The sequence below is a fragment of the Enterobacter cloacae complex sp. ECC445 genome, from assembly GCF_021892025.1.
Classification (GTDB): domain Bacteria; phylum Pseudomonadota; class Gammaproteobacteria; order Enterobacterales; family Enterobacteriaceae; genus Enterobacter; species Enterobacter chengduensis.
In genome coordinates this window covers 399,202-424,381 of record NZ_JAKLRZ010000003.1, presented here as the reverse complement: position 1 = coordinate 424,381, position 25,180 = coordinate 399,202, and the positions used below count along the sequence as shown (strand labels likewise).

23 protein-coding genes are annotated in these 25,180 nt (G+C 53.6%); 20 read left to right on the top strand and 3 right to left on the bottom strand.

Annotation, left to right across the window (positions count from 1 at the left end):
- From yceG to ptsG, 5 genes are all read left to right on the top strand, one after another.
- Nucleotides 1–1,023 (top strand): cell division protein YceG, encoded by a 1,023-nt coding sequence (yceG, locus tag L6R44_RS05555; RefSeq protein ID WP_237423524.1) that lies wholly within the window; start codon nucleotides 1–3, stop codon nucleotides 1,021–1,023.
- The gene (gene tmk / locus L6R44_RS05550; protein ID WP_237423523.1) at nucleotides 1,013–1,654 is read left to right on the top strand and encodes a dTMP kinase; all 642 of its coding nucleotides are present in this window, start codon (nucleotides 1,013–1,015) and stop codon (nucleotides 1,652–1,654) included. Before yceG ends, tmk begins: the two co-directional genes overlap by 11 nt.
- The gene (gene holB / locus L6R44_RS05545) at nucleotides 1,651–2,655 is read left to right on the top strand and encodes a DNA polymerase III subunit delta' (protein ID WP_237423522.1); all 1,005 of its coding nucleotides are present in this window, start codon (nucleotides 1,651–1,653) and stop codon (nucleotides 2,653–2,655) included. Before tmk ends, holB begins: the two co-directional genes overlap by 4 nt.
- A gap of 10 nt (nucleotides 2,656–2,665) precedes the next feature.
- Nucleotides 2,666–3,460, top strand: coding sequence for a metal-dependent hydrolase (locus tag L6R44_RS05540; protein WP_045326972.1), 795 nt, complete (start codon nucleotides 2,666–2,668; stop codon nucleotides 3,458–3,460).
- A gap of 297 nt (nucleotides 3,461–3,757) precedes the next feature.
- Nucleotides 3,758–5,191 carry a PTS glucose transporter subunit IIBC gene (gene ptsG / locus L6R44_RS05535; RefSeq protein ID WP_014831454.1) on the top strand — a complete coding sequence of 478 codons (1,434 nt, stop codon included), beginning with the start codon at nucleotides 3,758–3,760 and terminating at the stop codon, nucleotides 5,189–5,191.
- A 141-nt stretch (nucleotides 5,192–5,332) separates the two neighbouring features.
- Here the strand turns inward: ptsG and fhuE are convergent, their stop codons facing one another.
- Complete coding sequence (gene fhuE, locus L6R44_RS05530) at nucleotides 5,333–7,522, bottom strand: ferric-rhodotorulic acid/ferric-coprogen receptor FhuE (RefSeq protein ID WP_237423521.1); 2,190 nt, start codon at nucleotides 7,520–7,522, stop codon at nucleotides 5,333–5,335.
- Nucleotides 7,523–7,872: 350 nt separating this feature from the next.
- Between fhuE and hinT the strand changes: the two genes are divergently transcribed.
- From hinT to L6R44_RS05490, 8 genes are all read left to right on the top strand, one after another.
- Nucleotides 7,873–8,232 (top strand): purine nucleoside phosphoramidase, encoded by a 360-nt coding sequence (gene hinT / locus L6R44_RS05525; protein WP_006809243.1) that lies wholly within the window; start codon nucleotides 7,873–7,875, stop codon nucleotides 8,230–8,232.
- Between the two features lies 1 nt (nucleotide 8,233).
- Entirely contained in the window at nucleotides 8,234–8,608 is a 375-nt protein-coding gene (locus L6R44_RS05520) for a YcfL family protein (protein ID WP_032639681.1), read from the top strand.
- A gap of 10 nt (nucleotides 8,609–8,618) precedes the next feature.
- The gene (gene lpoB / locus L6R44_RS05515; protein WP_237423520.1) at nucleotides 8,619–9,266 is read left to right on the top strand and encodes a penicillin-binding protein activator LpoB; all 648 of its coding nucleotides are present in this window, start codon (nucleotides 8,619–8,621) and stop codon (nucleotides 9,264–9,266) included.
- On the top strand, nucleotides 9,247–10,071 hold the full coding sequence (gene thiK / locus L6R44_RS05510) for a thiamine kinase (RefSeq protein WP_237423519.1): 825 nt from the start codon (nucleotides 9,247–9,249) through the stop codon (nucleotides 10,069–10,071). Before lpoB ends, thiK begins: the two co-directional genes overlap by 20 nt.
- Before the next feature lie 11 nt (nucleotides 10,072–10,082).
- Nucleotides 10,083–11,108, top strand: coding sequence for a beta-N-acetylhexosaminidase (gene nagZ, locus L6R44_RS05505; protein WP_237423560.1), 1,026 nt, complete (start codon nucleotides 10,083–10,085; stop codon nucleotides 11,106–11,108).
- Nucleotides 11,109–11,142: 34 nt separating this feature from the next.
- Nucleotides 11,143–11,685, top strand: a complete 543-nt coding sequence (gene ycfP / locus L6R44_RS05500; RefSeq protein ID WP_032639685.1) for an alpha/beta hydrolase YcfP — start codon at nucleotides 11,143–11,145, stop codon at nucleotides 11,683–11,685.
- A 238-nt stretch (nucleotides 11,686–11,923) separates the two neighbouring features.
- On the top strand, nucleotides 11,924–13,228 hold the full coding sequence (locus L6R44_RS05495; protein ID WP_237423518.1) for an NAD(P)/FAD-dependent oxidoreductase: 1,305 nt from the start codon (nucleotides 11,924–11,926) through the stop codon (nucleotides 13,226–13,228).
- A 193-nt stretch (nucleotides 13,229–13,421) separates the two neighbouring features.
- Complete coding sequence (locus L6R44_RS05490) at nucleotides 13,422–13,961, top strand: glycine zipper 2TM domain-containing protein (RefSeq protein WP_008500779.1); 540 nt, start codon at nucleotides 13,422–13,424, stop codon at nucleotides 13,959–13,961.
- A 58-nt stretch (nucleotides 13,962–14,019) separates the two neighbouring features.
- Here L6R44_RS05490 and L6R44_RS05485 read toward each other — a convergent pair whose 3' ends face one another.
- Nucleotides 14,020–14,655: a TetR/AcrR family transcriptional regulator gene (locus tag L6R44_RS05485; RefSeq protein ID WP_237423517.1), complete on the bottom strand. Its 636-nt coding sequence runs from the start codon at nucleotides 14,653–14,655 to the stop codon at nucleotides 14,020–14,022.
- Nucleotides 14,656–14,899: 244 nt separating this feature from the next.
- Here L6R44_RS05485 and bhsA point away from each other — a divergent pair, with 244 nt between their 5' ends.
- The 7 genes from bhsA (at nucleotide 14,900) to L6R44_RS05450 (ending at nucleotide 23,629) form a co-directional block, all read left to right on the top strand.
- Nucleotides 14,900–15,157 (top strand): multiple stress resistance protein BhsA, encoded by a 258-nt coding sequence (bhsA, locus tag L6R44_RS05480; RefSeq protein WP_023616599.1) that lies wholly within the window; start codon nucleotides 14,900–14,902, stop codon nucleotides 15,155–15,157.
- A 753-nt stretch (nucleotides 15,158–15,910) separates the two neighbouring features.
- The gene (locus tag L6R44_RS05475; protein WP_237423516.1) at nucleotides 15,911–18,424 is read left to right on the top strand and encodes a type VI secretion system Vgr family protein; all 2,514 of its coding nucleotides are present in this window, start codon (nucleotides 15,911–15,913) and stop codon (nucleotides 18,422–18,424) included.
- Nucleotides 18,421–20,559, top strand: a complete 2,139-nt coding sequence (locus L6R44_RS05470; protein ID WP_237423515.1) for a T6SS effector phospholipase Tle3 domain-containing protein — start codon at nucleotides 18,421–18,423, stop codon at nucleotides 20,557–20,559. Before L6R44_RS05475 ends, L6R44_RS05470 begins: the two co-directional genes overlap by 4 nt.
- Before the next feature lie 13 nt (nucleotides 20,560–20,572).
- Nucleotides 20,573–21,283 carry a T6SS immunity protein Tli3 family protein gene (locus tag L6R44_RS05465; RefSeq protein WP_237423514.1) on the top strand — a complete coding sequence of 237 codons (711 nt, stop codon included), beginning with the start codon at nucleotides 20,573–20,575 and terminating at the stop codon, nucleotides 21,281–21,283.
- Nucleotides 21,284–21,285: 2 nt separating this feature from the next.
- The gene (locus L6R44_RS05460; protein ID WP_237423513.1) at nucleotides 21,286–22,002 is read left to right on the top strand and encodes a T6SS immunity protein Tli3 family protein; all 717 of its coding nucleotides are present in this window, start codon (nucleotides 21,286–21,288) and stop codon (nucleotides 22,000–22,002) included.
- The gene (locus L6R44_RS05455) at nucleotides 22,002–22,259 is read left to right on the top strand and encodes a PAAR domain-containing protein (RefSeq protein WP_237423512.1); all 258 of its coding nucleotides are present in this window, start codon (nucleotides 22,002–22,004) and stop codon (nucleotides 22,257–22,259) included. Before L6R44_RS05460 ends, L6R44_RS05455 begins: the two co-directional genes overlap by 1 nt.
- Nucleotides 22,256–23,629 carry a hypothetical protein gene (locus L6R44_RS05450; RefSeq protein ID WP_237423511.1) on the top strand — a complete coding sequence of 458 codons (1,374 nt, stop codon included), beginning with the start codon at nucleotides 22,256–22,258 and terminating at the stop codon, nucleotides 23,627–23,629. Before L6R44_RS05455 ends, L6R44_RS05450 begins: the two co-directional genes overlap by 4 nt.
- 537 nt (nucleotides 23,630–24,166) lie before the next feature.
- Here L6R44_RS05450 and ldtC read toward each other — a convergent pair.
- On the bottom strand, nucleotides 24,167–25,132 hold the full coding sequence (gene ldtC / locus L6R44_RS05445; protein WP_237423510.1) for a L,D-transpeptidase LdtC: 966 nt from the start codon (nucleotides 25,130–25,132) through the stop codon (nucleotides 24,167–24,169).
- Between the last annotated feature and the right edge of the window lie 48 nt (nucleotides 25,133–25,180).

Genomic DNA, 25,180 nt, shown 5'->3' with positions numbered 1-25,180 from the left:
ATGAAAAAAATGTTGCGCTTTGTCCTTATCCTCATCGTTGTGCTGGGCGTCGCTGGCGGAGCAGGCGTATGGAAAGTTCGCCAGCTGGCGGACAGCAAGATCCTGATTAAAGACGAAACGATCTTCACCCTGAAAGCGGGAACCGGCCGTCAGGCGCTTGGGGAACAGCTTTATGGCGACAGGATTATTAATCGTCCACGGGTATTCCAGTGGCTATTGCGCGTTGAACCGGAGCTGTCACATTTCAAGGCCGGGACCTATCGCTTTACGCCGGGAATGACCGTCAGAGAGATGCTGCAGCTGCTGGAAAGCGGCAAAGAGGCCCAGTTTCCCCTGCGGTTTGTGGAAGGGATGCGCCTGAGCGATTACCTTAAACAGCTGCGCGATGCGCCGTATATCAAGCATACGCTAAAAGACGATAGCTATCAGACGGTGGCTGAAGCCCTGAAGCTTGAGCATCCTGAATGGGTAGAAGGCTGGTTCTGGCCCGACACCTGGATGTACACGGCAGGCACGTCCGATGTGGCGATCCTGAAGCGGGCGCACAAAAAAATGGTCGCCGCTGTCGATGCCGCCTGGGAAGGCCGAATGGAAGGATTGCCTTACAGCGATCGGAATCAGTTCGTAACCATGGCCTCGATCATCGAGAAAGAGACGGCCGTGGCTGCCGAGCGCGATCGCGTGGCGTCAGTATTTATCAACCGTCTGCGCATCGGCATGCGCCTGCAAACCGATCCTACCGTTATTTACGGCATGGGCGAGAGTTACAGCGGAAAGATTTCGAGGAAAGATCTCGAGACGCCAACGGCGTATAATACCTACGTCATTAACGGCCTGCCGCCAGGCCCGATTGCCACGCCGAGCGAAGCGTCACTCAAAGCCGCCGCGCATCCGGCGAAAACACCGTATCTCTATTTTGTGGCTGATGGAAAAGGGGGGCATACCTTTAACACCAACCTTGCCAGCCACAATCGCTCTGTTCAGGATTATCTGAAGGCACTTAAGGAAAAAAATGCGCAGTAAATATATCGTCATTGAGGGACTCGAAGGGGCGGGTAAAACCACCGCCCGCAACGTGGTGGTGGATACGCTCAACGCGCTTGGCGTGGCGGACATGGTATTTACCCGCGAGCCGGGCGGCACGCAGCTGGCTGAAAAGCTGCGCAGCCTGGTGCTGGATATTAAATCCGTCGGCGACGAGATTATCACTGACAAAGCCGAAGTGCTGATGTTTTACGCGGCACGCGTTCAGCTGGTTGAGACGGTTATCAAGCCTGCCCTGGCCGACGGCAAGTGGGTGATCGGCGATCGTCACGATCTGTCCACTCAGGCGTATCAGGGCGGAGGTCGCGGTATTGACCAGACCATGCTGGCAACGCTGCGTAATGCCGTATTAGGTGATTTTCGCCCCGACCTGACGCTCTATCTGGATGTGACTCCGGAAGTGGGTCTCAAACGCGCCCGCGCGCGCGGCGAGCTCGACCGCATTGAGCAAGAGTCGTTTGATTTCTTTAACCGCACCCGCGCGCGCTATCTTGAGCTGGCCGCGCAGGACAGCTCCATTCGTACCATCGATGCAACGCAATCCCTGGCCGACGTCACGCGTGACATTCAGAAAACCGTGACGCAGTGGGTGCAGGAGCAGCTGGCATGAAATGGTATCCATGGTTGCGCCCGCACTTTGAACAGCTGATCGGCAGCTATCAGGCGGGACGGGGGCATCATGCGTTACTGATTCAGGCCCTGCCGGGAATGGGCGACGATGCGCTGATTTACGCCATCACCCGTTTTCTGATGTGTCAGCAGCCGGAAGGGCACAAGAGCTGTGGCAAATGCCGCGGCTGCCAGCTGATGCAGGCGGGCACGCATCCTGACTACTACACGCTCGAGCCTGAGAAGGGTAAAAGCGCGCTCGGTATTGATGCCGTGCGTGAAGTCAGTGAAAAACTGTATGAACACGCGCGGCTGGGCGGCGCGAAGGTGGTCTGGCTTAAAGACGCTACGCTGCTTACCGAGGCGGCGGCTAACGCCCTGCTTAAAACGCTGGAAGAGCCGCCGGTAAAAACGTGGTTCTTCCTCTCATGCCGCGACCCGGGACGATTACTGGCGACGTTGCGCAGTCGTTGTCGTCTTCATCACCTGGCGGTGCCTCAGGAATCGTGGGCGCTGAGCTGGCTTGCGCGAGAGGTGACAACGTCACCAGAAAGCGCGCTATCCGCGTTACGCCTGAGCAGCGGTGCGCCCGCGGCGGCGCTGGCACTGCTGCAAGCTGACGTCTGGTCAGAGCGTGAAGCGCTTTGCCGGGCCGTTGAAGCAGCGCTGGATAACCATGACTGGCTCAGTTTACTGCCTGCGCTTAACAGCGATCGGGTAGTGGAGCGTCTGCACTGGCTGGCCTCCCTGCTGTTGGATGCGCTTAAAACCCAGCAGGGGGCTACGCTTCTGACCAACCCGGACGCGTGGCCGCTGGTGAATACGCTGGCGAACCGCCTCTCAGGGGCGATTCTGCGCGCGATGCTTCATGAAGTTTGCCAGAGCCGTGAACAGCTTTTAACCGTGACGGGTCTTAATCGAGAGCTTTTACTGACCGACCAGTTACTGCGTATTGAACACTACCTGCAACCCGGCGTTACGCCGCCGGTTTCCCATCTCTGAGAGAGACATTATGTTTTTAGTCGACTCACACTGCCATCTTGATGGCCTGGATTATCAATCTCTGCATAAAAACGTGGATGACGTGCTGGAAAAAGCCGCCGCCCGCGATGTGAAATTCTGCCTTGCGGTGGCGACGACGCTGCCGGGTTATCGCACGATGCGCGAGCTGGTGGGCGTGCGCGATAACGTGGTGTTCTCCTGCGGCGTGCACCCGTTAAATCAGGACGAGGCGTACGACGTTGAGGATCTGCGCCGACTGGCAGCGGAAGAGGGCGTGGTGGCAATGGGCGAGACCGGGCTGGACTATTTTTACACGCCGGAAACCAAACCGCGCCAGCAGGAGTCTTTCCGCAACCATATTCGCATTGGCCGCGAGCTGAACAAGCCGGTTATCGTCCACACTCGCGATGCGCGTGCGGATACCCTGGCGATCCTCCGGGAAGAAAACGTGACGGATTGCGGTGGCGTACTACACTGTTTCACAGAAGACAGAGAAACGGCGGGTAAGCTGCTTGATTTGGGCTTTTATATCTCGTTTTCCGGGATCGTGACGTTCCGTAACGCTGAGCAGCTGCGTGATGCTGCACGTTATGTTCCACTCGATCGCATCCTGGTGGAGACCGATTCTCCGTATCTGGCGCCGGTTCCGCATCGTGGTAAAGAGAATCAGCCCGCGATGACGCGAGACGTGGCGGAGTACATGGCCGTACTGAAGGGCGTCAGCATCGAAGAGCTGGCCCGCGTCACGACGGAAAACTTCTCCACGCTGTTCCATATTGACCCCGCCCGCCTGCAATCTGTCTGATACACCTGTTTTTTTTAGGCTCGTAATTAATAAACAAAGCGAGTAAAGTTCACCGCCTCATTTGGGGCGGTGAGGGTGTATTTAGAAACATCCAGACATGCTTTTTGTAAATAACTGCAAGTTTTTCGACCGCCTTAAGCTGAAACGTGATAGCCGTCAAACAAACTCAGAGGGAATTATTTTACTCTGTGTAATAAATAAAGGGCGCTTAGATGTCCTGTCCACGGCACGGTACTCCCCCCGGGCCAATGCGTGAAAGCGTAAAAAAAGCACAAATACTCAGGAGCACTCTCAATTATGTTTAAGAATGCATTTGCTAACCTGCAAAAGGTCGGTAAATCGCTGATGCTGCCAGTATCCGTACTGCCTATCGCAGGTATCCTGCTGGGTGTCGGTTCTGCAAACTTCAGCTGGCTGCCAGCCGTAGTGTCCCACGTGATGGCCGAAGCAGGCGGTTCTGTCTTTGCTAACATGCCACTGATCTTCGCGATCGGTGTGGCTCTGGGCTTCACCAATAACGACGGCGTATCTGCGCTGGCTGCAGTGGTAGCTTACGGCATCATGGTGAAAACCATGGCTGTGGTTGCGCCGCTGGTTCTGCATTTACCGGCAGAAGAGATTGCCGCGAAACACCTGGCAGACACCGGTGTTCTGGGCGGTATCATCTCCGGTGCGATTGCAGCGTACATGTTCAACCGCTTCTATCGCATCAAGCTGCCTGAGTATCTGGGCTTCTTCGCGGGCAAGCGTTTCGTTCCGATCATCTCTGGTCTGGCAGCGATTTTCACTGGCGTGATCCTGTCCTTCATCTGGCCACCAATCGGTTCCGCTATCCAGACCTTCTCTCAGTGGGCTGCTTACCAGAACCCGGTTGTGGCGTTTGGTATCTACGGCTTCATCGAGCGTTGCCTGGTGCCATTCGGTCTGCACCATATCTGGAACGTTCCATTCCAGATGCAGATTGGTGAATTCACCAACGCGGCAGGCCAGGTATTCCACGGCGATATCCCACGTTACATGGCGGGCGACCCAACTGCAGGTAAACTGTCCGGTGGCTTCCTGTTCAAAATGTACGGTCTGCCGGCTGCTGCGATTGCAATCTGGCACTCTGCTAAACCAGAGAACCGTGCAAAAGTGGGCGGTATCATGATCTCCGCAGCGTTGACCTCGTTCCTGACCGGTATCACCGAGCCGATCGAGTTCTCCTTCATGTTCGTTGCGCCGATCCTGTACGTTATCCACGCGATTCTGGCGGGTCTGGCGTTCCCAATCTGTATCCTGCTGGGTATGCGTGACGGTACGTCCTTCTCTCACGGCCTGATCGACTTTATCGTTCTGTCTGGTAACAGCAGCAAACTGTGGCTGTTCCCAATCGTCGGTGCGTGCTATGCCGTTGTTTACTACACCATCTTCCGCGTGCTGATCAAAGCACTGGACCTGAAAACCCCAGGCCGTGAAGATGCAACAGAAGACAGCAAAGCAGGTGCGACCAGCGAAATGGCGCCAGCACTGGTTGCCGCGTTCGGTGGTAAAGAGAACATCACTAACCTGGACGCGTGTATCACTCGTCTGCGCGTGAGCGTTGCCGACGTAGCCAAAGTAGACCAGCCGGGTCTGAAAAAACTGGGCGCAGCGGGCGTGGTTGTTGCAGGTTCTGGTGTTCAGGCAATCTTCGGTACCAAATCCGATAACCTGAAAACCGAAATGGATGAGTACATCCGCAACAGCTAAGCTGTGACCTGGGGAGACTAAGGCAGCCGAATGGCTGCCTTTTTTATTAGTGCGGTTTGTTGTGCCGGGTGGCGGCTACGCCTTACCCGGCCTACGTGATGAGTAGGCCCGGTAAGCGTAGCGCCACCTGGCTTCTGTCACTCAAAAATCGTAACTCGCGCTCACCGATACGTTCAGCGGCGCGCCATAGACCACATAAGAGCCGACGTAATCGTAGTACTCTTTGTCGAACAGGTTGTTGACGTTCGCCTGAACGGCAAAATCTTTGGTAACCTGATAGCGGCTGAACAGGTTAACCAGCCCGTAGCTGCCTTGCTCTGCGCGGGATTGTCCCGCCGGGCCGCCATCCACATCCGTCCACACTTTGTTCTGCCAGTTTACGCCACCACCCACGGTCAGCGCGGGCAGCATCGGCAGTTGATAACGGGTGAACAGCTTCATGGTGGTGCGCGGCTGATCGGAACTTACCGCGTTGCCGTTCTTATCTTCAGCAATGTAGCGGGTTGCGCCGAAGGTCAGCTGCCAGTTATCGGTTAACGCGCCGTTCAGCTCGAACTCAATCCCTTTACTCACCACGCCGTCCAGCGATTCATAAATTGATTCGCCGCTCGGCATGTAGGTATAGGTATTGCTCGCCACGTTATCCTGTTCAATGCGGAATATGGCCAGCGAGGTGGTCAGGCGGGTATTGAACCAGTCTGCCTTCACACCGGCTTCGTAGCTTTTTCCCGTGGTGGGGTCGAGATAGCGTCCGCTGGCGTCACGCTTGTCCTGCGGCTGGAAGATGGAGGTATAGCTGACGTAGGTCGACCAGTCTTCATTAATGTCGTAGACCAGGCCCGCGTAAGGCGTCACGTCATCTTTGGTACTTTCCAGGCGGGTGTCCGGGGAGCCTGCCGGATTATAGCGAATGTTATAATTGGTATAGCGCGCGCCGAGGATCAGATGCAGCGGATCGGCCAGCGAGAAGCGGGCGGAGGTATACGCTGAGGACTGGCGGATGTCGTCCTGGCTGTAGAGCTTCCACGGCGTCCACTGCGGGTCGGCAATGTTACCATTCCAGTTCTTAAAGTTACCTACGTCAACCATGCCGTACAGCGCATCCGGCATCGTATTGTCATAATGGTTGCGCTGGCGGCTAAAGCTGCCGCCGAACATCATTTCGTGCTGGCGGCCAAAGAGATCGAAATCGCCGCGCAGGAAAGCGTCAACGGCATCCTGTTTACGTTCGCCACGGTTCCAGCCGCCGTATCCCACCATGCCCGCGCCGGTCTCTTTATCCGGATAGCCGGACATATACATCAGCTTGCTGTCGAAGTTGGTCTCCGCGTGCATGCCGTTTACGTGCGCTTCCCAGCCGTTGTCGAAACGCTGGGTCAGGTTAGCGAAGATGCGGGTGCTGTCCTTGTCCGAATAGGCCCAGTCAGGTGCGACGGTCTGGCTACGATCGTAATGGGTTTTGCTCCCGTCGCTGTACCAGGTCGGCAGCCCACCCCAGGTCGGACTGTCGGTGTTGCTTTCCTGATATTCATATCCCACAGAAAGGGTCGTGCTGTCGGTGACGTCCGCATCCATCACGCCGTAGAGGAATTTCTTCCGGTAATGATAGTTATCCACGAAGCTGTCGTTATCCTGATAACCCGTAATCAGGCGGCCCCGCACCTTACCGGACTCCACCAGCGGCGCCTGGAGATCCAGCACGTAGCGCTGCTTGTCCCAGCTGCCGTAGCTGGCCGAGACATTCCCTTTGAATTCATTGCTGTCCGCATGCTTACGCACCATGTTGACGTACGCCGCCGGGTTGCCCGTGCCGGACATCAGGCCGGTTGCGCCGCGCACCACTTCGATACGGTCGTAAATCGCGGTATCGGCAGCGGTATCACCAAAGTTCCACACTTCGCTGATGGAGGTGGGCAGGTCGTCATAGGCGTAGTTACTGACGAAAAATCCGCGCGAGTAAAATACGGTTCGGCCGCTGTCCTGTACCTGCGCCGTTACGCCCGTGGTATTGGTTAACACCTGACCGATGGACTGCAGGTTCTGATCGGCCATGCGCTGCTGGCTAATCACGCTGACGGACTGCGGAATATCGCGGGGAACCAGCAGCAGTTTGGTGCCGGTGGTGGTGGTTTTTACGCTGTAATCTTGCTCCTGGCTTGCGGAAGGATCCTGTGTGTTGTCAAAACCGCCGTCTACGACAACAGTATCTTCGGTTGTTGAATCAGCGAAAGCGGCGGCTGGCGTCAATGCCATAGCAATGCAGGCTGCCAGCAACGAAGGCGTTGCGACAGGCTGATGTTGCCCATCCCTGGTGTGATTAATAAAAGACATGATCAAACCCTTATGAACGGTGAAGGGGGTATGCGTCAGTCCCGCGGTGACGGGCTGGCGTCGTTTTCTATGTTAAAAATGCGCATGAAAATGCAAATGCGAAATATACGCATTGCTATTAATGCTGTAAACAGATGTGTCGACCCGATCTGAAATAATGTTTCAGCCCGTTTAGCTCCGCGAGCGGTCACTCTTCAGTCAGCTGATGGCTATTCAGGAAAGAAATCGAGGGAGGAGGTTGAAAGGACAGGAGAAACTCGCTCATACTCTTGAATTGTGTCACACGCTCATTCAGAGAGTGTGTTTACAGCGGACGCATTGCGCCAGATTAAACAAAAAAGGAAAAGGTCATGGCTGAAGAAACGATTTTCAGTAAAATTATCCGCCGCGAAATTCCGTCGGATATCGTCTATCAGGATGAACTGGTAACGGCTTTCCGGGACATTTCACCTCAGGCCCCGACGCACATCCTTATCATTCCCAATATTCTGATTCCGACTGTAAACGACGTAAAAACCGAGCACGAAGTGGCGTTAGGACGTATGCTGACGGTGGCCGCGAAAATTGCTGAGCAGGAAGGGATTGCAGAAGACGGTTATCGTCTGATCATGAACTGCAACCGTCATGGCGGCCAGGAAGTTTATCATATTCACATGCATCTGCTGGGTGGACGTCCTCTGGGGCCGATGCTGGCACATAAAGGTCTTTGATATGCGTAAAGGGCGTATTGCAGCGCTGCTAATGGCGATGATGATTGTGGGATGCAGCTCGCGTCCGGCGATCCCCGTGAATGATGAACAGACGCTGGTCATGGAATCTTCCGTGCTTGCCGCGGGCATCACGGCGCAACAGCCCGCGTTGACCATCAGTGAAATTAACTCGTCTGCCTCCTCTACGCTCTTTAATGAAAGACACGAACCCGTGACGGTCCACTACCGTTTTTTCTGGTATGACGTAAGAGGTCTCGAAATGCATCCGCTGGAGGCGCCGCGCAGCGTCACCATTCCGGCCCGATCGTCGGTAACGCTTTATGGCAGCGCCAACTATCTGGGTGCGCATAAGGTGAGACTTTATCTTTATCTCTGAGGGGTGAACCTTGATTAAAAACTTGAGCCGCTATGCGCTCGTGACAGCTTTTGCTCTGTTTCTGGCAGGGTGTGTGACCCGAACTGAACAGCCTGCGCCTGTGGAAGAGGCGAAGCCGGGTACGGAACAGCCGACGCAACCCGCGCAGCCGCAGCCAACCGTGCCGTCCGTACCGTCCATTCCGGCACAGCCTGGCCCGATTGAGCACCCGGACCAGACGTCACAGCCTACGCCGCGCGTGCGCCATTATGACTGGAACGGCGCAATGCAGCCGATGGTCGGTAAAATGCTGCAGGCACAGGGCGTGACGGCGGGCAGCGTGCTGCTGGTCGATAGCGTGAACAACCGTACCAACGGTTCGCTGAACGCGGGTGAAGCGACGGAAACGCTGCGCAACGCGCTGGCTAACAACGGCAAGTTTACGCTGGTCTCGGCTCAGCAGCTCGCGGTAGCCAAACAGCAGCTGGGCCTGTCGCCGCAGGATAGCCTGGGTACGCGCAGCAAGGCGATCGGCATCGCCCGTAACGTTGGCGCCCAGTATGTGCTTTACTCTAACGCCACCGGCAACGTGAATACACCAGCCCTGCAGATGCAGCTGATGCTGGTTCAGACAGGCGAAATTATCTGGTCAGGTAAAGGTGCGGTTACGCAACAATGACGGCACGCGTGACGAGATTCTGACGCGCTATTTTCCTCAGTACCGTCTTATCGCGCCGCAGGCCCACTCCGGGCTTGGCGGCGCGAGCTGCATTATCGCGCAGGGCGAGCGTCGCCTGGTCTTGCGGCAACATCACGATCCCGACGCGCCAGCTTCCCACTTCCTCCGTCATTTTCGCGCCCTCAAACGTCTTCCATCAGATCTCGTGCCTGCCCCGCGTTTTTTCAGTCAGGGCTGGATGGCCGTCGACTATCTGGACGGCGACGTTAAAAGCGCGCTGCCGGACACGTCAGAGCTTGCGGCGATGCTGTATCATCTGCACCGGCAGCCGCGTCTGGGATGGCGAATCACGTTATCTCCGCTGCTTGAACGCTACTGGCAGCAGGCTTCGCCTGACAGACGCACGCCAGCGTGGCTGGCTCATCTCAGGCGGTTGCGTAAAACCGGCGAGCCGCAGCCGATTCGGCTCGCGCCGCTGCATATGGATGTTCATGCCGGAAATATTGTCCATACGTCCGCGGGCATCAGACTTATCGACTGGGAATATGCCGGAGATGGCGATGTGGCGCTGGAGCTGGCGGCCGTCTGGTCGGAGAGTGACGCCGCGCGGCAGACGCTTATCAGGAATTACGCCGAGGTGGCACACATTAACGTCGACGCGCTGAGGCGTCAGGTCAAACGCTGGCGACCCTGGGTCGTCATGTTAATGGCGGGCTGGTTTGAAATGCGCTATCGGCAGTCCAGAGACAAACAATTTATTGCGCTGGCAGACGATGCCTGGCGTCAGTTACAAACGAAAGGATAAGAGAGGTGGATGTGGGTCCAGTCATGTTGGATGTAGAAGGGTTTGAGCTGGATGCGGAGGAGCGTGAAATTCTGGCGCATCCGCTGGTGGGTGGCCTGATCCTGTTTACCCGCAACTATCACGATCCGGCGCAGCTGCGCGAGCTGGTGCGTCAGATCCGCGCCGCGTCGCGCAATCATCTGGTGGTCGCCGTCGATCAGGAAGGCGGGCGCGTGCAGCGTTTTCGCGACGGTTTTACCCGCCTGCCCGCAGCCCAGTCTTTTGCCGCGCTGCTCGGAACGGAGGAGGGGGGCACGCTGGCACAGGAGGCCGGTTGGCTGATGGCCAGTGAAATGATTGCCATGGATATCGACATCAGCTTCGCCCCGGTGCTGGATGTAGGGCATATCAGCGCTGCCATCGGCGAGCGCTCATACCATGACGATCCGCGTATTGCGCTCGCCATGGCGACCCGGTTCATTGACGGCATGCACGATGCCGGGATGAAAACCACCGGGAAACACTTCCCGGGGCACGGAGCGGTAACGGCGGATTCCCATAAAGAGACCCCGCGCGATCCGCGCCCGGAAGCGGAAATTCGCGCCAAGGATATGTCTGTATTCAGGTCGCTTATCACCGACAACAGGCTGGATGCCATTATGCCCGCGCACGTGATTTACAGCGACGTTGACCCGCGCCCAGCCAGCGGTTCACCGCACTGGCTGAAAACCGTGCTGCGCCAGGAGCTGGGCTTCAATGGGGTGATCTTCTCTGACGATTTATCGATGGAAGGCGCCGCGATTATGGGCAGCTACGCTGAACGCGGTCAGGCGTCGCTGGATGCGGGTTGCGATATGATCCTGGTCTGCAATAATCGTAAAGGTGCCGTTAGCGTGCTGGATAACCTGTCACCGATCAATGCAGAGCGTGTTACGCAATTGTATCATAAAGGTTCATTTAGCCGTCAGGAGCTGATGGATTCGGCGCGCTGGAAGAAGGTCAACGCCCGGCTTGAAGACCTGAATGAGCGCTGGCAGGCCCATAAAGCCAGCCTGTAAACCCTCCCGGAAGGCGTAGCGTGGTGAGAAGACGATGATCATCTATTTACACGGTTTTGACTCAAACAGTCCTGGTAATCATGAGAAGGTGCTGCAGCTGCAGTTTATCGATCCGGATGTACGGTTGATCAGCTACAGCACGCGCCATCCGAAGCATGATATGCAGCATCTGCTCAAAGAGGTGGACAAGATGCTGCAGCTCAACGTCGACGATCGCCCGCTGATTTGCGGCGTGGGGCTGGGCGGCTACTGGGCGGAGCGGATTGGCTTCCTGTGCGACATTCGCCAGGTGGTATTCAATCCCAACCTTTTCCCGAACGAAAACATGGAAGGCAAAATCGACCGCCCGGAAGAGTATGTCGATATTGCGACCAAGTGCGTCAGCAATTTTCGTGAGAAAAACCGTGACCGCTGCCTGGCGATCCTGTCGCGTAATGATGAGGCGCTCAACAGCCACCGGTCAGCAGAACTGCTGCATCATTACTATGAGATCGTCTGGGACGAAGAACAGACCCACAAGTTCAAAAACATCTCCCCGCACCTGCAGCGTATCAAAGCGTTTAAAACGCTGGGATAACCCCATGCCCACAGGCGTATAAGCCCGGCCGCGAAAGCGTGCCGGGCTTTCTTTTTGTCCAGAATTGTCTACTTTTAAGCCATCAAAACTTGATGCATATCAATTTTGGTATGACCAATGCGCCTGACGTGGTATTCTCAATGCACCTGAATGGTTTCAGTGCTGTAACCTGTTGTTAATTAAGGGTTATTTTCATAACTTTTAATTAACAATTGGTTAATAATTTGAGGGGGTCACGTTGACTACGCCATTGAAAAAGATAGTGATTGTAGGCGGTGGTGCTGGCGGGCTGGAGCTGGCTACGCAGCTGGGTAAGAAGCTGGGTCGCGGTAAAAAAGCCAAAATCACGCTGGTGGATCGTAACCACAGCCACCTGTGGAAACCGCTGCTGCACGAAGTGGCGACCGGCTCTCTGGATGAGGGCGTGGACGCGCTCAGCTATCTGGCGCACGCGCGTAACCATCATTTCCAGTTCCAGCTGGGCTCGGTGGTGGACATCAACCGTGAAAGCAAAACCATTACCCTGGCAGAGCTGCGCGATGAAAAAGGGGAGCTGCTGGTTCCAGAGCGTAAGCTGGCGTATGACACGCTGGTCATGGCGCTGGGCAGTACCTCCAACGATTTCAACACGCCGGGCGTAAAAGAGCACTGTATCTTCCTCGATAACCCGCACCAGGCGCGTCGTTTCCATCAGGAAATGCTGAACCTGTTCCTGAAGTACACCAGCAATATGGGTGCAAACGGTAAGGTGAATATCGCTATTGTCGGCGGCGGGGCAACGGGCGTTGAGCTGTCTGCGGAGCTGCACAATGCGGTGAAGCAGCTGCACAGCTACGGTTACAAAGGGTTAACGAATGACGCGCTGAACGTCACGCTGGTTGAAGCAGGTGAACGCATTCTGCCCGCGCTGCCTCCGCGTATTTCCGGCGCGGCGCACAACGAACTCACCAAGCTGGGCGTGCGGGTGCTGACGCAGACCATGGTGACCAGCGCCGACGAAGGCGGCCTGCACACTAAAGACGGCGAGTACATCAAAGCGGATCTGATGGTCTGGGCGGCGGGCATCAAAGCTCCTGACTTTATGAAAGATATCGGCGGCCTGGAAACCAACCGCATTAATCAGCTAATGACGGAGCCTACGCTGCAAACCACGCGCGATCCTGAGATCTTTGCCATCGGCGACTGTGCCTCCTGCGCCCGTCCTGAGGGGGGATTCGTGCCGCCGCGCGCGCAGGCCGCTCACCAGATGGCAAGCCTGGTGCTGCACAACATTCTGGCGCAGTACAAAGGCAAGCCGATGAAAGCCTATGTCTATAAAGACCACGGTTCACTGGTGTCACTGTCCAACTTCTCCACCGTCGGCAGCCTGATGGGCAACCTGATGCGCGGCTCGATGATGGTAGAAGGGCGCATTGCCCGCTTCGTGTATATCTCCCTGTACCGTATGCACCAGATTGCGCTGCACGGCTACTTCAAAACCGGTCTGATGATGCTGGTGGGCAGAATCAACCGCGTGATCCGCCCGCGTCTGAAGCTGCACTAATCTTTCACTCCCTCCGGGCCCTCCGGAGGGAGTTATTAGCATTTCATGCTGTAGATCACAGATTGAGTGCTTAAGAGTTCTCCTAAATAGAATATATCTCCTCTCAACGCCCGTATTTTGATCCTTTATCTGATTGGCGCAGCGTTGCTTCCATAGCAAAATTGTTACCAATAGCAACAAAGGAGGAAGTCCCGTGAATAAATCAATGTTGGCGGGTATAGGGATTGGCGTCGCGGCTGCGTTAGGTGTGGCTGCCGTTGCCAGTCTCAACGTATTAGATCGCGGCCCGCAGTATGCTCAGGTGGTTTCTGCAACACCGATTAAAGAAACCGTAAAAACCCCTCGCCAGGAGTGCCGTAACGTCTCCGTGACGCATCGTCGTCCGGTGCAGGACGAAAACCGCATCGCCGGTTCTGTTCTGGGGGCGGTAGCGGGTGGCGTAATTGGTCACCAGTTTGGCGGCGGCCGGGGTAAGGATGTCGCGACCGTGGTCGGCGCGCTGGGCGGTGGCTATGCCGGTAACCAGGTGCAGGGCGCGATGCAGGATAACGATACCTACACCACGACTCAGCAACGCTGTAAAACCGTCTATGACAAGTCGGAAAAAATGCTGGGCTATGACGTAACGTACAAAATTGGCGATCAGCAGGGCAAAATCCGCATGGATAAAGACCCGGGCACGCAAATTCCACTGGATGGAAACGGCCAGCTGGTTCTGAATAACAAAGTGTAAAAAAGATGTTCTCTGAATTTAGCTCCTCATGCGCTCAGGCTGAGGAGCTTTTTTTGCTTCAGATTTTCAGTAGCTCAGGCCACAGCCGAAGCGTGGTTTCACTGATATTCTGCAGTTTTTCCAGCGTGGCCCCTTCGCGGGCGCTGATGGACATACCCTGCAAAATGCAGCTCAGGTATTGCGCCAGACGCTGAGGATTGCACTGGGCTGGAATTTCACCACGCTGCTGGCGCTGAGCCAGAAATGCGCAGAGCGTCTCCTCCTGCATGGCATGACGCGATTTCACCGTTTTGGCAATCTCTTTTGACGATGCCGCCAGGGTGGCAGAGGTGTTAATCATAAAGCAGCCCGCAGGCGTATCATTACTGGTGAAGCAGGTGGCGACGGCGGTAAAGTAGTCCCGCAGCGCCTGTTCCACGCTTTTCTCTTCACAAAAAAGCTGGGCTTCGTGTTTCGCCGCAAAGCGGGAAATATACCTGTCCAGCACCGCCCTGAACAGTCCCTCTTTATTGGTGAATTCCGCATACAGCGTTGGCGCTTTGGCTCCGGTCGCTTCGACCAGATCGGAAAGCGAGGTCGCTTCATACCCGTATTGCCAGAAGAGCGTCATGGCCTTATCAAGCGCGGCATCCCTGTCAAACACTTTTGGTCGGCCACGGCTTTTCTTCGCACAACTCGTGACGTCGGTTGTCATTTGCCATTGGTCCTCTGTTGGTTTGGTGAATGATCATTATAAAAATAAACGCAACCCACGACCAGTGCAGATTGCTTAAAAATAAATTAATCATATCTGTATGAAAAACAACATATTTAAAATTTAATTAATGCTCGTTATAAAATTATATTGACGTGTGACATAGATCACACTTATGATTTACCTATCGATCGTTAACTAAATGATTAACGACCTCCAAATTCATCTGCTATAGGTAAACATCATGAAAAACGTAAAAACTCTTATCGCTGCCGCTGTTCTGAGCTCACTCTCTTTCGCAAGCTTTGCTGCTGTACAGGTTCAATCCACCCCTGCCGATCAGCATAAAGTAGGTACAATTTCCGCGTCTGCCGGGACTAACCTGGGTTCCCTGGAAGATCAGCTGGCACAAAAAGCGCAGGAGATGGGTGCAAAATCTTACCGCATCACCTCTGTGACCGGGCCTAACACCCTGCATGGCACCGCCGTCATCTACAAATAAGCGGACATAAAAACCCTCATTTATGCCACTGCAATAAAAAACGCCTTGTACATGTGCAGTAATGCCAATCGTTTAAGTACACTTGAGCGATCCTGCCAGTAAGAGACAATCCGGGTTCAGCCCCTCTGAGCCCGGTTTTTCTATTTCTGAACACGATATGGACTTCGTGGCGGATGCTTTCCCGTCCGCACTGGATACCTTTTCCCCCTCTTTGTATGCGTCCAGCCTGAGCCGTCTGGTCTTAATCTGATGCTTAGGAAAAGTGGTGCCCACCAAATAAGTGGCGTGTATCAAAGTGTTAGATATACGGAAAAATGTGCTCCCGGTAGGCGAAAAGGCTGCCCTGATTATTCTCTTGAGTTTAAGCAGCAGTTCTTTGCTGCCTCCTGCGAATACGGGATACCGGGACGGATTTTATCCCCATATACTGGCGGCAGATAAAATCCCCCTTACGAAAACTGCCGTATATTCTTATCAGACGGCGAACCAGTTTAATATTTATTGCTGTTCGCGAGGGAAGAGCGCGTCGTCCATATTGTTGTTAATGATTGAATTATTATATATGAGCCGGGTATTATCCCTGGTCTTTTTTTTATTTATGGTATGAATATTTACTGTTTTATTTATTTTTAAATCGAATGATATGTATTTTGTAACATTCTGTGATGTGTTACGTAATGGCATGTTATTCAATGGCCTGGGGGTGTATTGTTATTTTAATAAATAGTCATTCTATATCAGGGATATTTGACGATGGCAGGACCGTCAGGCATTATTCAGCAACAGAATACGTTAAACCGTTATTTACTGTATTTTCCACGAAACAAATCTTTTTTACCGGATGTTCACTCTTTTACCGGGGAAGAAGAACTCAGTAAGCCCTATCGTTACACCATCCGCTTTACCAGCCCGGCATCACACATTGCAGTCAACGATGTCCTCAATCAGAGGGCGGAGTTTATTCTGCGTGCCCCAAATCCGAAGGCTGGCTGGCATAAACAGGAGCCCTGGCTGCCGGTGCGCCAGATTAATGGGGTGATCACGTCGTTTGCCCGTTTGAAGTCATCTGCCGATGAAGCCCTTTACGAGTGTGTGCTGGAGCATGATCTGGCGCTGCTGGACCGGAATTACCGTTCGGCCGTATACATGAATGCGACAGTGCCAGAGCTTGTCACGAAGCTGATGAAGGAGAGCGGGCATTTTCAAGGTTACAACATTGATTTTGACCAGTTGAGCCACAGCTACCCCAGCCGTGAAATGATTATTCACTGGAAGGAAACCGATCTCCAGTTTATCCGCCGTCTGCTGGCCGAGGTAGGGATCTGGTTCCGCTTTGAAAACCATGACAAGGTACAAGGCGAAACGGTGGTTGTCTTTGGAGATGGTGGCCGCCGCTATGTCTTCAGCGATAAGAAGCTTCCGTACGTTCGCCATTCCGGCATGACCAGCCATGGAGAATACATTACCGAGCTCGAAGAACAATACGAACTCATTCCCGAAAGCGTGCTGGTGCGTACGTATAACTACCGCAATCCCTTTTCGCCACAGGCGGATAAAACCATTTTCGATAATGATATTCCCGACGGGATAACCCGCGGCAAACAGTATCACTATGCCGATCATTATCTGGAAGACGGCGATTTTTACGGTGAAGAGGCGGAAACAGCCACGTTCTGCGCACGCCTGCGCTATGAGCGCCTGCTGAACAAACAGAGTGTGCTGGGAGGGACAACCAGTGACCCGGCACTGTTGCCGGGTGTGATGTTCCACCTGATAGGGGATATTCCTGACGGGTTTAAACACGGTTTTCTTGTCACCACAATGACGCTATCCGGCAGTCGCGCACAGCACTACCGCGCCATCCTGAAGGGGATCCCTTATCTGAACGGCTACAGCTATCGTCCGGAATATCTGCCGCGACCGGTGATTCCCGGTACGGTACCTGGGCGCGTGGCGGCCATCAATCAAGATCACACTTATGCCGGAGTCGATGCCCAGGGCCGATACCGCGTGAAGTTTGATTTTGACCTCGACGAGAAACGTGACGGATTTGAAAGTGCGCTGATGCGTCTGGGCAGACCGTACGGTGGGGATGTGTTTGGTTTTCATTTCCCGCTGCTGGACGGCACAGAAGTGGCTGTAGCCTTTGAAGGCGGCGATCCGGACCGGCCCTTTATTGCGCACGTCATGCATGACGGCAAGCACCCTGATCTGGTTACAAACCGCAACGACACCCGCAATGTGATCCGCACTGCTGCTTCAAACAAAATCCGCCTGGAGGACCGCCGCGGTCAGGAACACATCAAGATTTCCACGGAGTACGGCAAGAGTCAGGTTAGCGCTGGCCACCTCGTTGACGCGGAGGGAAAACAGCGCGGTGAAGGTGTGGAAGCGCGTACTGACAATCACATGGCGCTCCGTGCCGCGAAAGGAGTGATGATCACTACGGAGGCGCAGCCGCGTGCTGCGGGTAAGCAACTGGATATGACGGCCGCCATTGCGCAGCTGGAGAAAGCGTTGTCGCTGGCAATGACGCTGCAACAAAGCGCACTGACAGCCGGGGCCAGTAATGTGGAAACCGACCGGCAAAGTCAACTGAGCCAGACACTGGCTAACCTTACCGGCGCGGGCCTGCTGACCTATGCCGACAAAGGTCAGGCGCACGTCACGCCGGACAGTCTGCAACTGTCTGCCGGGAAAGATGTGATTATTACGGCAGGCCAGGATACCAGCGTAAACGTGGTGAAAAAGTTCTCGCTGGCCGTCGGGGAAAAATTCTCGCTGTTTGCCCGCAAGCTTGGCATTCAGATGATTGCCGGGGCCGGTGATATCACGACGCAGGCTCAGCGCGGTGCCATGCACATGCTCTCGCAGAATGATTTCACGATGGCGAGTACCGACGGGCAACTGAACGGCAGCGCCAGACAGGGCATACAGCTGGTCTGTGGTGGAGGCGGGATACGCATCAGTCCGAACGGACTGGTCACTATCTTCTCGCCAACGGGAATTGAACTGAAAGGACCCAGTCTGAAGTATGACGGCCCGGAAAGCGCACAGGTCACGGTCCCGCCGTTCAATAAGGGGGCATATAAGCTCCGCTACCAGCTGCATGCCGGAGACGATCCGGAGCAAATTCTCGCAAACAAAAAATTCCGGCTGACCAGCTCGGCCGGAAAAGTGGTGGAAGGCATAACGGACAGCAACGGTCATTCATCGTTACTCGATGCTGATGACCTGGACACCTACAAAATGGAGTTAATGGAATGACGGAAGCCAGACAAAGCCCGTATGCTCCAAGGGTCATATCAGAAGGGGACATTCCTGTACACAAAGATTTGGGTGAGGTGGCCCAGACCCGTCGCGTTGGCGTGCCGCGTCCGATGCCGGGAATTGTGATTCTGGTCCATGGCGTAAACGACGTGGGTGAGGCGTACCAGAATCAGGAGAAGGGCATTCTTGCGGGCCTGAGTAAGCGTCTTAATCGTCAGGATTTTTACGCGCATGAGTGGGGAGAGTACCGCATTACCCGTCCTGGGCGCTCGCCCGTGATCCCGTTTTACTGGGGGTATAAGCCGGTCACCCATGCTGATTATGTTGCAGACCAGAAGCGATACCGGGAAGAGGTTTACAAGCAGGGAGACAATGCACACCTGCCGTTTGATGCTTATCAGGAGGATAACGAGAAGAACAAAGCGGCGCTGGGTAACGACGGCAAAGGTGCGTTTAAGTACCAGAACGATAATTTCAAAAACGCCCTCGATACGAATTTTGCCAAAGGTGGAGGGACGTTTGCCAATGCGACAACCAACATTCCCGATATGCTGGGTCCGGGGGCTGGTGGCGCTGCGCTGGCCGCCGCTGGTTTTGCCTCGCTGCACATGAACGGTGGCGATTACACACACCCCATTTTTCCGAATCCGCACCGCATCTATCAATTCTTTGCCGCGCAGCGGCTGGCGGATCTGATTCTGACGATCCGTCGTAATCCGGTGACGGCAAAGGATGTGATTAACGTGGTGGCACACAGTCAGGGCACGATTATCACCATGCTGGCTAATATGCTGGTTAAAAAAGAAATAATGGATCCAGTGAACTGCGTCATCCTGAATCATTCGCCGTATTCAATGGAGGGGCGTCTCAGTGAAGACGCTCAGCCCGGCCATCACCAGACGGCATTTGCCCGCCAGGAAACGTTTAAACACTTCTGCGCACTGATGGCGACCCAGTACAAAGGCGGAGAACTGTCAGAGGCAGATATGCTGGCGATGGAAGCCAGTTGTGCTTCGCGCAAGTCTTCTGATAACCCGTTACGCGAGGACGCCAGATATCGTCGTGATAATAACGGGAAGGTTTATAACTACTGGTGTCCGCAGGATGGCACGGTATCCCTGCAAAATATCCAGGGATTCGGCTGGCGGGGCATTCCCGATAAGTTAGCTGCTGGCATTCCTAACCTGCGTCAGCGTGTATTCTGCCAGCACCGCTGGGTCGGCCGTCTGGAGACGGAGCCGTTTAAGATGACACCGGAGCGAAAGGGGGATTTCAGTACCACGCCGGTGATGAACGCAGGCTACTCGTACAGCGATGTGGTGATTAACGGCGAAGAGCTGCCGGAGCCGTTTATATTCAAACTCATGGGTCAGGATAACCATCCGGATAATGATCCAAAGACCAGTGATAAACCATACACGGCTTACATCGATCCGGACAGCCCGGATGCTTACATTTCCTATTCGGCTAAAGCCAGTGCCATTTCGCGCACGGCATCGGCTACCTATGCGCTTAGTAACTATCAGCGTATCAGCTGGCAACCGGGTCATGTATTAACGCCGAATGAACTGCAGGTGGAAAGTTTTGACCGGGGGCATGAAGTTATTCGCGGTGAAGTGACGGGAACGAGAGATTTTTCTCAACTGACGCTGACCTGGCTTAAATCCCGTGATGAACTTGAAAAGGAGTGGCAGAAAACCGATCCGGTAGGCTACAGCCAGCATTCTTCTATTGTCGCCAGTGAATTTGCACCGTCGCACGCGATGGCATTCGACCTGGCAATTGGTCAGTGCAAGTCGTTTGACTATCAGGCAGGGAAATTCTGGGAGGGATTGTTACACCGTGCGGACTGGCGTGATCCCCAAAATGGTTATCCTTTCGCTAAAGAATATTACCTAACCGGTAAGCTGGATAACGTGACGACAAAATTTTTCATGAACAAACCAGATGACATTCTGCCAAAAGGTGAGTTCGGTGTGGAAAATCAGTTTAACAACGCGACAACTGTCAAGCCGTCCCGTGACTTAGCTGCCGGGAATCAGGAGGTGACAAATCTACAATGGGATATGCCGAAGCCAAAATCTGACAGTGACCTGGGAATAGCGAAACAAAAATCGTGGTGGGAATCATGACAGGGAGACAGATATGAGTCTGAAATATACAACGGGTATTGCCTTAGCTGCGGTACTGATAGGTTCCGGCTGTCAGGCGAAAGAACCGCCGACTCAGGTAGTTTACCGTTTTGATGACCATCGTTACCTGGAGTTAAAGGGCTGGGACTGTGAAGGTGAACTCTGGTACACCGATACACAACGGGGTATTCACTCTGAGCCTGTCAGTCAGTTTTACCGGATTTACACCAAAAAATTTATTCATCCCTCTGAACGTTATATTGCTATTCCTGCCTGGGATTCTCCTGGGGCTATGGTTTCGAAAGATTATGGACAAACCTGGTATCCTTCTTCGTTTGCTCCCAGAGAAAATGAATCTAATGGTGATTCATCACCTCCTTACGACGATATTATTTCTTTCACCGTCGTCAACGATCAGGGTTTTTTGCAGACCAAACATCGACTGTATATGTCGTCCAAACCGTTTGATGACCCGCGCATTCAGCCCGGTGGTCCTGGGATTGAATACACCGTGGATGATGGTATGGGAGGTAAGGTAAACGGCAAGCTGGAGCCAAGCAATGCTGGCCCAGCCTGGGGGCTGGACTACATAACTAAACAAGGTCTGAAAGAGGATACAGCCCAGTTTAAGGCTAACTATCAGGGCTTACCCGATAAAGTACCGGAAGTGAAAGATTATACCGGCTGGGACCATATGCAATGCAATATGGATGCAGGGAGATAGCCATGAAAGGACTATGTGCAGGTCTGGCTGTCAACGTTTTTTTACAGGCTGCAAGCTGCCAGGCTTCAGAGCCGCCGACGCAGGTGGTTTATCGGTTTGACGATCATCGCTACCTGGAGCTAAAGGACTGGGACTGCGAAGGTGAACTTTGGTATACGGATACGACGCGGGGTATTCACTCACAGCCTTATTTTCAGTTTTACCGAATATTTACCCATGAATTTATTCACCCTTCAGAGCGCTATATTTCAATCCCCAACTGGGAGGTCGATGGATTCCTTGTTTCGAAAGATTATGGCGAAACATGGAGGTCAGTAGGATTTTCCCCATCACCTAATGAATTGAATGGTGATAACAGAGCACCCGCAGAAGATGCTGTGTCTTTCACTGTCGTCAACGATCAGGGTTTTTTGCAAACCAAACACCGGCTGTATATGTCGTCAAAGCCGTTTGATGATCCGCGTCTTGCCGCTGGCGGTCCTGGGATTGAATATACAGTGGATGACGGTATGGGGAACGAAGTTCACAGTAATCTGGAACCTCGTTTCCCCGGCCCCGCCTGGGGGCTGGATTACATCACCAAACAAGGTCTGAAAGAAAATACTGCGCAGTTTAAGACCAACTATCAGGGCTTACCCGACAAAGTACCGGAGGTGAAGGGGTATACGGGCTGGGATCACATGCGCTGTGATATGGACGCAGGAAGGAAGGGAAACTGATGAATGGTGTAATCCGACTGAATGACCCGCTGGTGAGTGGCGGAAAAGTAATTAAAGCGTCCGGCGCAGACTTTATGGGAAAACCTGTGGCCCTGAAAGACGATATGGTGACGTGCCCTGAGCATAAAGGAACGTTCCCTATCAACGAATGTCATCCGACATGGACGATGAACGGCCGGGGCGTGGTCATTGATGGCTGTAAAGCGGTGTGCGGCTGCGCTATTTGCACCACACTCCCCACTGCGGGGGCTGTATGATGAACTGGTGGCTTTATCCTAAGCAGAACGAATTTAAACATGACTTTCCCACCATTGGTGTCTGTGTTGTCTATGTGCTCGTGGTGATTGTTTGTATTGGTATCCGGGCTGTCACCTGGCCGGGTAATAAACATGTTGATTCAGGTTTTCTTATTGATGCCGTGGTAATACCTGTCGCTGCAGTAACCTTTTTAGTACAGGCGTTCTGTATGGCGTATAACGCGAACAGACACTACATAGAAACGCGGTTATTAATCGCGGCACGGCAGGAATACAAGGTTGTCAGCTATGCCAGGAGTAACATCATCCTGGCTGGTTGGTCGATACTGACCCCGCCAAAGGCAACAAAGGAGTTGGCACTGAACATGTTGAAACTGGAGGGGGAGTTTCCGCTGGCCGCCAAAATGCCGTTGAAAATTGACCTGGATAAATCATTCGATTTCACGCGGGTCGGGCAGGCTATTATCTACGTCCTGGAGCCGATGATGGATACACTCTCCCGGTACAGGCAGATTGAAGCGCTTGTATGGGTGCGAGGTGGGAATGAATCCTGTAGCGACGAACTCCGGCGTGTGCTTGAACGTCTCGGGATCTCGACCAAAAAAATCACATTTTTGCCTGAATGCCCGGACTATACGTTAGTCACAGAGTGGATAAAACAAACGAACGGCAATGTCGTTGAACGCCTACTTATCTGTGTAGATTTGCATTCTGAAGAAGGGGAATGCAAGTGGATGGAGAATGCTACCGCACTTCTCCTGACGAATTACTACGTTAAAACGGAAGGAGAAAAACCTGTTTATCTTTATCAACCTATGACGGGAGTTATTGACGTAGAAGGAGCAATACCTGTTTATCTGCGTGCGGAGGCTGTCAGTAAACCCAAACAGCTCTGGTATACCGGTTTATCGCGCACAGAGAAGTATCCGTTGCTGGAAGTGCTGGACGAAAAAAAAGTCGTACCGGATCGACTGGAGCTTGAAACGTCGCTCGGTGAGCATTCTGCAGGGTATCCGTGGCTGGCGCTGGCATCAGATGCAGTAACGTATGCACAGGGCGACCAGTTTGTGGCGGCCTCCGAACATAAAAAGTTATCTATTACGGCGGTATCATCCAGATTAACCCCTCAGCCCGATTATCCGGCAGAAAAAATATACACTCCACCGTGGTCTTCCGCCGGAATATCCGGAGTGATGTTATTTTTCGCTGTTATATTAACTCTGTGTAGTTTAAGCGGTAACGAGGGTAAAGATATTTCTGGCTGGTTCTTGGTTATTCTTTTTTTAATATGTACTGGATTGTTTACGGCTGCAGGGATATTTATTACCTGGCTGCAGGGTGATAAGGCTTACCAGCACATGGGGATGTAATGATGAATGAACTAATTGCTCTCATTTTACCTCATAAATCTGTATTTTATTATGATGGTCTTGCCCTAGGTGCACTGCTTGCGTTAATGGCAGCGTATACTGATTTGTCTTTTTATTTCAGGAATAAAAAGCATTGGTGTGCACATAATAAATTAGAATCATTGAAGGACTCTCCAGAAATCTACCACTTATATATGTCGATACGTATCCCTTCCAGACGGAAATACTATAGTAGTGTGCCACTGAAAGTTTTCACAGATTATAAGGTTTTTTTAATGATATTGATTATGTATCTGGGAGTGACTGTGTTAACTATGTCTTACGTTATATATCATTGATAGATGTAGCTGGCTTTGTGCCTGCTCTCATTGCATGTCTGAAAATGTTAAAGCCTTTATCCTGCCGGAAAAAAGAAAGCACTGACGATACGATCGTTCAGTGCTTTATGTGCCGCCTGAATATCCGTTCAGCTTTAAGACACGTGAGCCTTAAGTGAACGGCATTACTGCACACGTGCAGGGCGTTTTTCTTTCTGATTTACATCGACTGCTGGACAACATCGTGATGCCGAGTGACGTCGGTCGGCATGCCTGACCGGGCCTCCATGGCCCGCTCCATCACCACGCTGTTGGTATTCACATTGGTTTTGAAACTTACCATCGCAGCATTCAGGTTAATGGGCAGCGTCTGCGGATCGTCGCCGATATTTTTCGATAGCGGCTGGTGAATCTCAACCAGCCGCACGCCGCCCGGCTCCTCAGAAACCTTGATCGGCGTATTGATAATATTGACTTTGGTTCCCGGCGTAACGACGTTAAACAGCGTTTTGATATCGTCATCGCGCAGGCGAATACAGCCGGAGCTGACGCGCATGCCGATGCCAAAGTCGGCATTCGTTCCGTGCAGCAGGTAAACGCCGCCGTAGGCCGCCAGGCGGATCGCGTGGTGCCCCATCGGGTTATCCGGGCCAGCCGGAACAACCGCGGGAAGATCGATGCCCTGAGCCTTATAGCGTGCACGAATGTTGGCCGTCGGGGTCCAGGTTGGATTCGCGCGTTTATCCGAGACGGTGGTGACCATCGTCGGCGTCAGCGTATCGCCGCCAAGCTGACCAATACCGATAGGGTAGACGGTCACTTCGTTTTTGCCCGGTGGATAATAGTACAGACGCAGTTCGGCCAGGTTTATCACAATCCCCTCGCGCGGCGCGTCCGGCAGGATAGTCTGTAACGGGATGGTCAGTACGCTGCCCGCGCGCGGGACATACGGGTCGACGCCGGGGTTCGCCTGCAGCAGGGCCAGAAAACCTACGTTGTATTTTTTGGCTATCGCTTCCAGTGAGCCACCATTGTTTTCAACCACATGAAAGCGGTTTTCGCCCACGACCTTGCTGCCGGGCGGGGGAAGGGGCCAGGTATTTGCGCGAGCGGGTAGCGCCACCGCGACGGTGGCTACCAGCGCAACCAGTGTTAACCAGCGAGTAAAACGGGAAGAGGTCATCATCACCATAATCCATGTAAATGTTAAGGTTATTGTTTTATAAGGCGTTAA

Coding starts and splice junctions, on each gene's coding strand:
- yceG (WP_237423524.1), top strand. CDS start 1: ATGAAAAAAATGTTGCGCTTTGTCCTTATCCTCATCGTTGTGCTGGGC.
- tmk (WP_237423523.1), top strand. CDS start 1,013: ATGCGCAGTAAATATATCGTCATTGAGGGACTCGAAGGGGCGGGTAAA.
- holB (WP_237423522.1), top strand. CDS start 1,651: ATGAAATGGTATCCATGGTTGCGCCCGCACTTTGAACAGCTGATCGGC.
- L6R44_RS05540 (WP_045326972.1), top strand. CDS start 2,666: ATGTTTTTAGTCGACTCACACTGCCATCTTGATGGCCTGGATTATCAA.
- ptsG (WP_014831454.1), top strand. CDS start 3,758: ATGTTTAAGAATGCATTTGCTAACCTGCAAAAGGTCGGTAAATCGCTG.
- fhuE (WP_237423521.1), bottom strand. CDS start 7,522: ATGTCTTTTATTAATCACACCAGGGATGGGCAACATCAGCCTGTCGCA.
- hinT (WP_006809243.1), top strand. CDS start 7,873: ATGGCTGAAGAAACGATTTTCAGTAAAATTATCCGCCGCGAAATTCCG.
- L6R44_RS05520 (WP_032639681.1), top strand. CDS start 8,234: ATGCGTAAAGGGCGTATTGCAGCGCTGCTAATGGCGATGATGATTGTG.
- ycfP (WP_032639685.1), top strand. CDS start 11,143: ATGATCATCTATTTACACGGTTTTGACTCAAACAGTCCTGGTAATCAT.
- L6R44_RS05485 (WP_237423517.1), bottom strand. CDS start 14,655: ATGACAACCGACGTCACGAGTTGTGCGAAGAAAAGCCGTGGCCGACCA.
- bhsA (WP_023616599.1), top strand. CDS start 14,900: ATGAAAAACGTAAAAACTCTTATCGCTGCCGCTGTTCTGAGCTCACTC.
- L6R44_RS05475 (WP_237423516.1), top strand. CDS start 15,911: ATGGCAGGACCGTCAGGCATTATTCAGCAACAGAATACGTTAAACCGT.
- L6R44_RS05470 (WP_237423515.1), top strand. CDS start 18,421: ATGACGGAAGCCAGACAAAGCCCGTATGCTCCAAGGGTCATATCAGAA.
- L6R44_RS05465 (WP_237423514.1), top strand. CDS start 20,573: ATGAGTCTGAAATATACAACGGGTATTGCCTTAGCTGCGGTACTGATA.
- L6R44_RS05460 (WP_237423513.1), top strand. CDS start 21,286: ATGAAAGGACTATGTGCAGGTCTGGCTGTCAACGTTTTTTTACAGGCT.
- L6R44_RS05455 (WP_237423512.1), top strand. CDS start 22,002: ATGAATGGTGTAATCCGACTGAATGACCCGCTGGTGAGTGGCGGAAAA.
- L6R44_RS05450 (WP_237423511.1), top strand. CDS start 22,256: ATGATGAACTGGTGGCTTTATCCTAAGCAGAACGAATTTAAACATGAC.
- ldtC (WP_237423510.1), bottom strand. CDS start 25,132: ATGATGACCTCTTCCCGTTTTACTCGCTGGTTAACACTGGTTGCGCTG.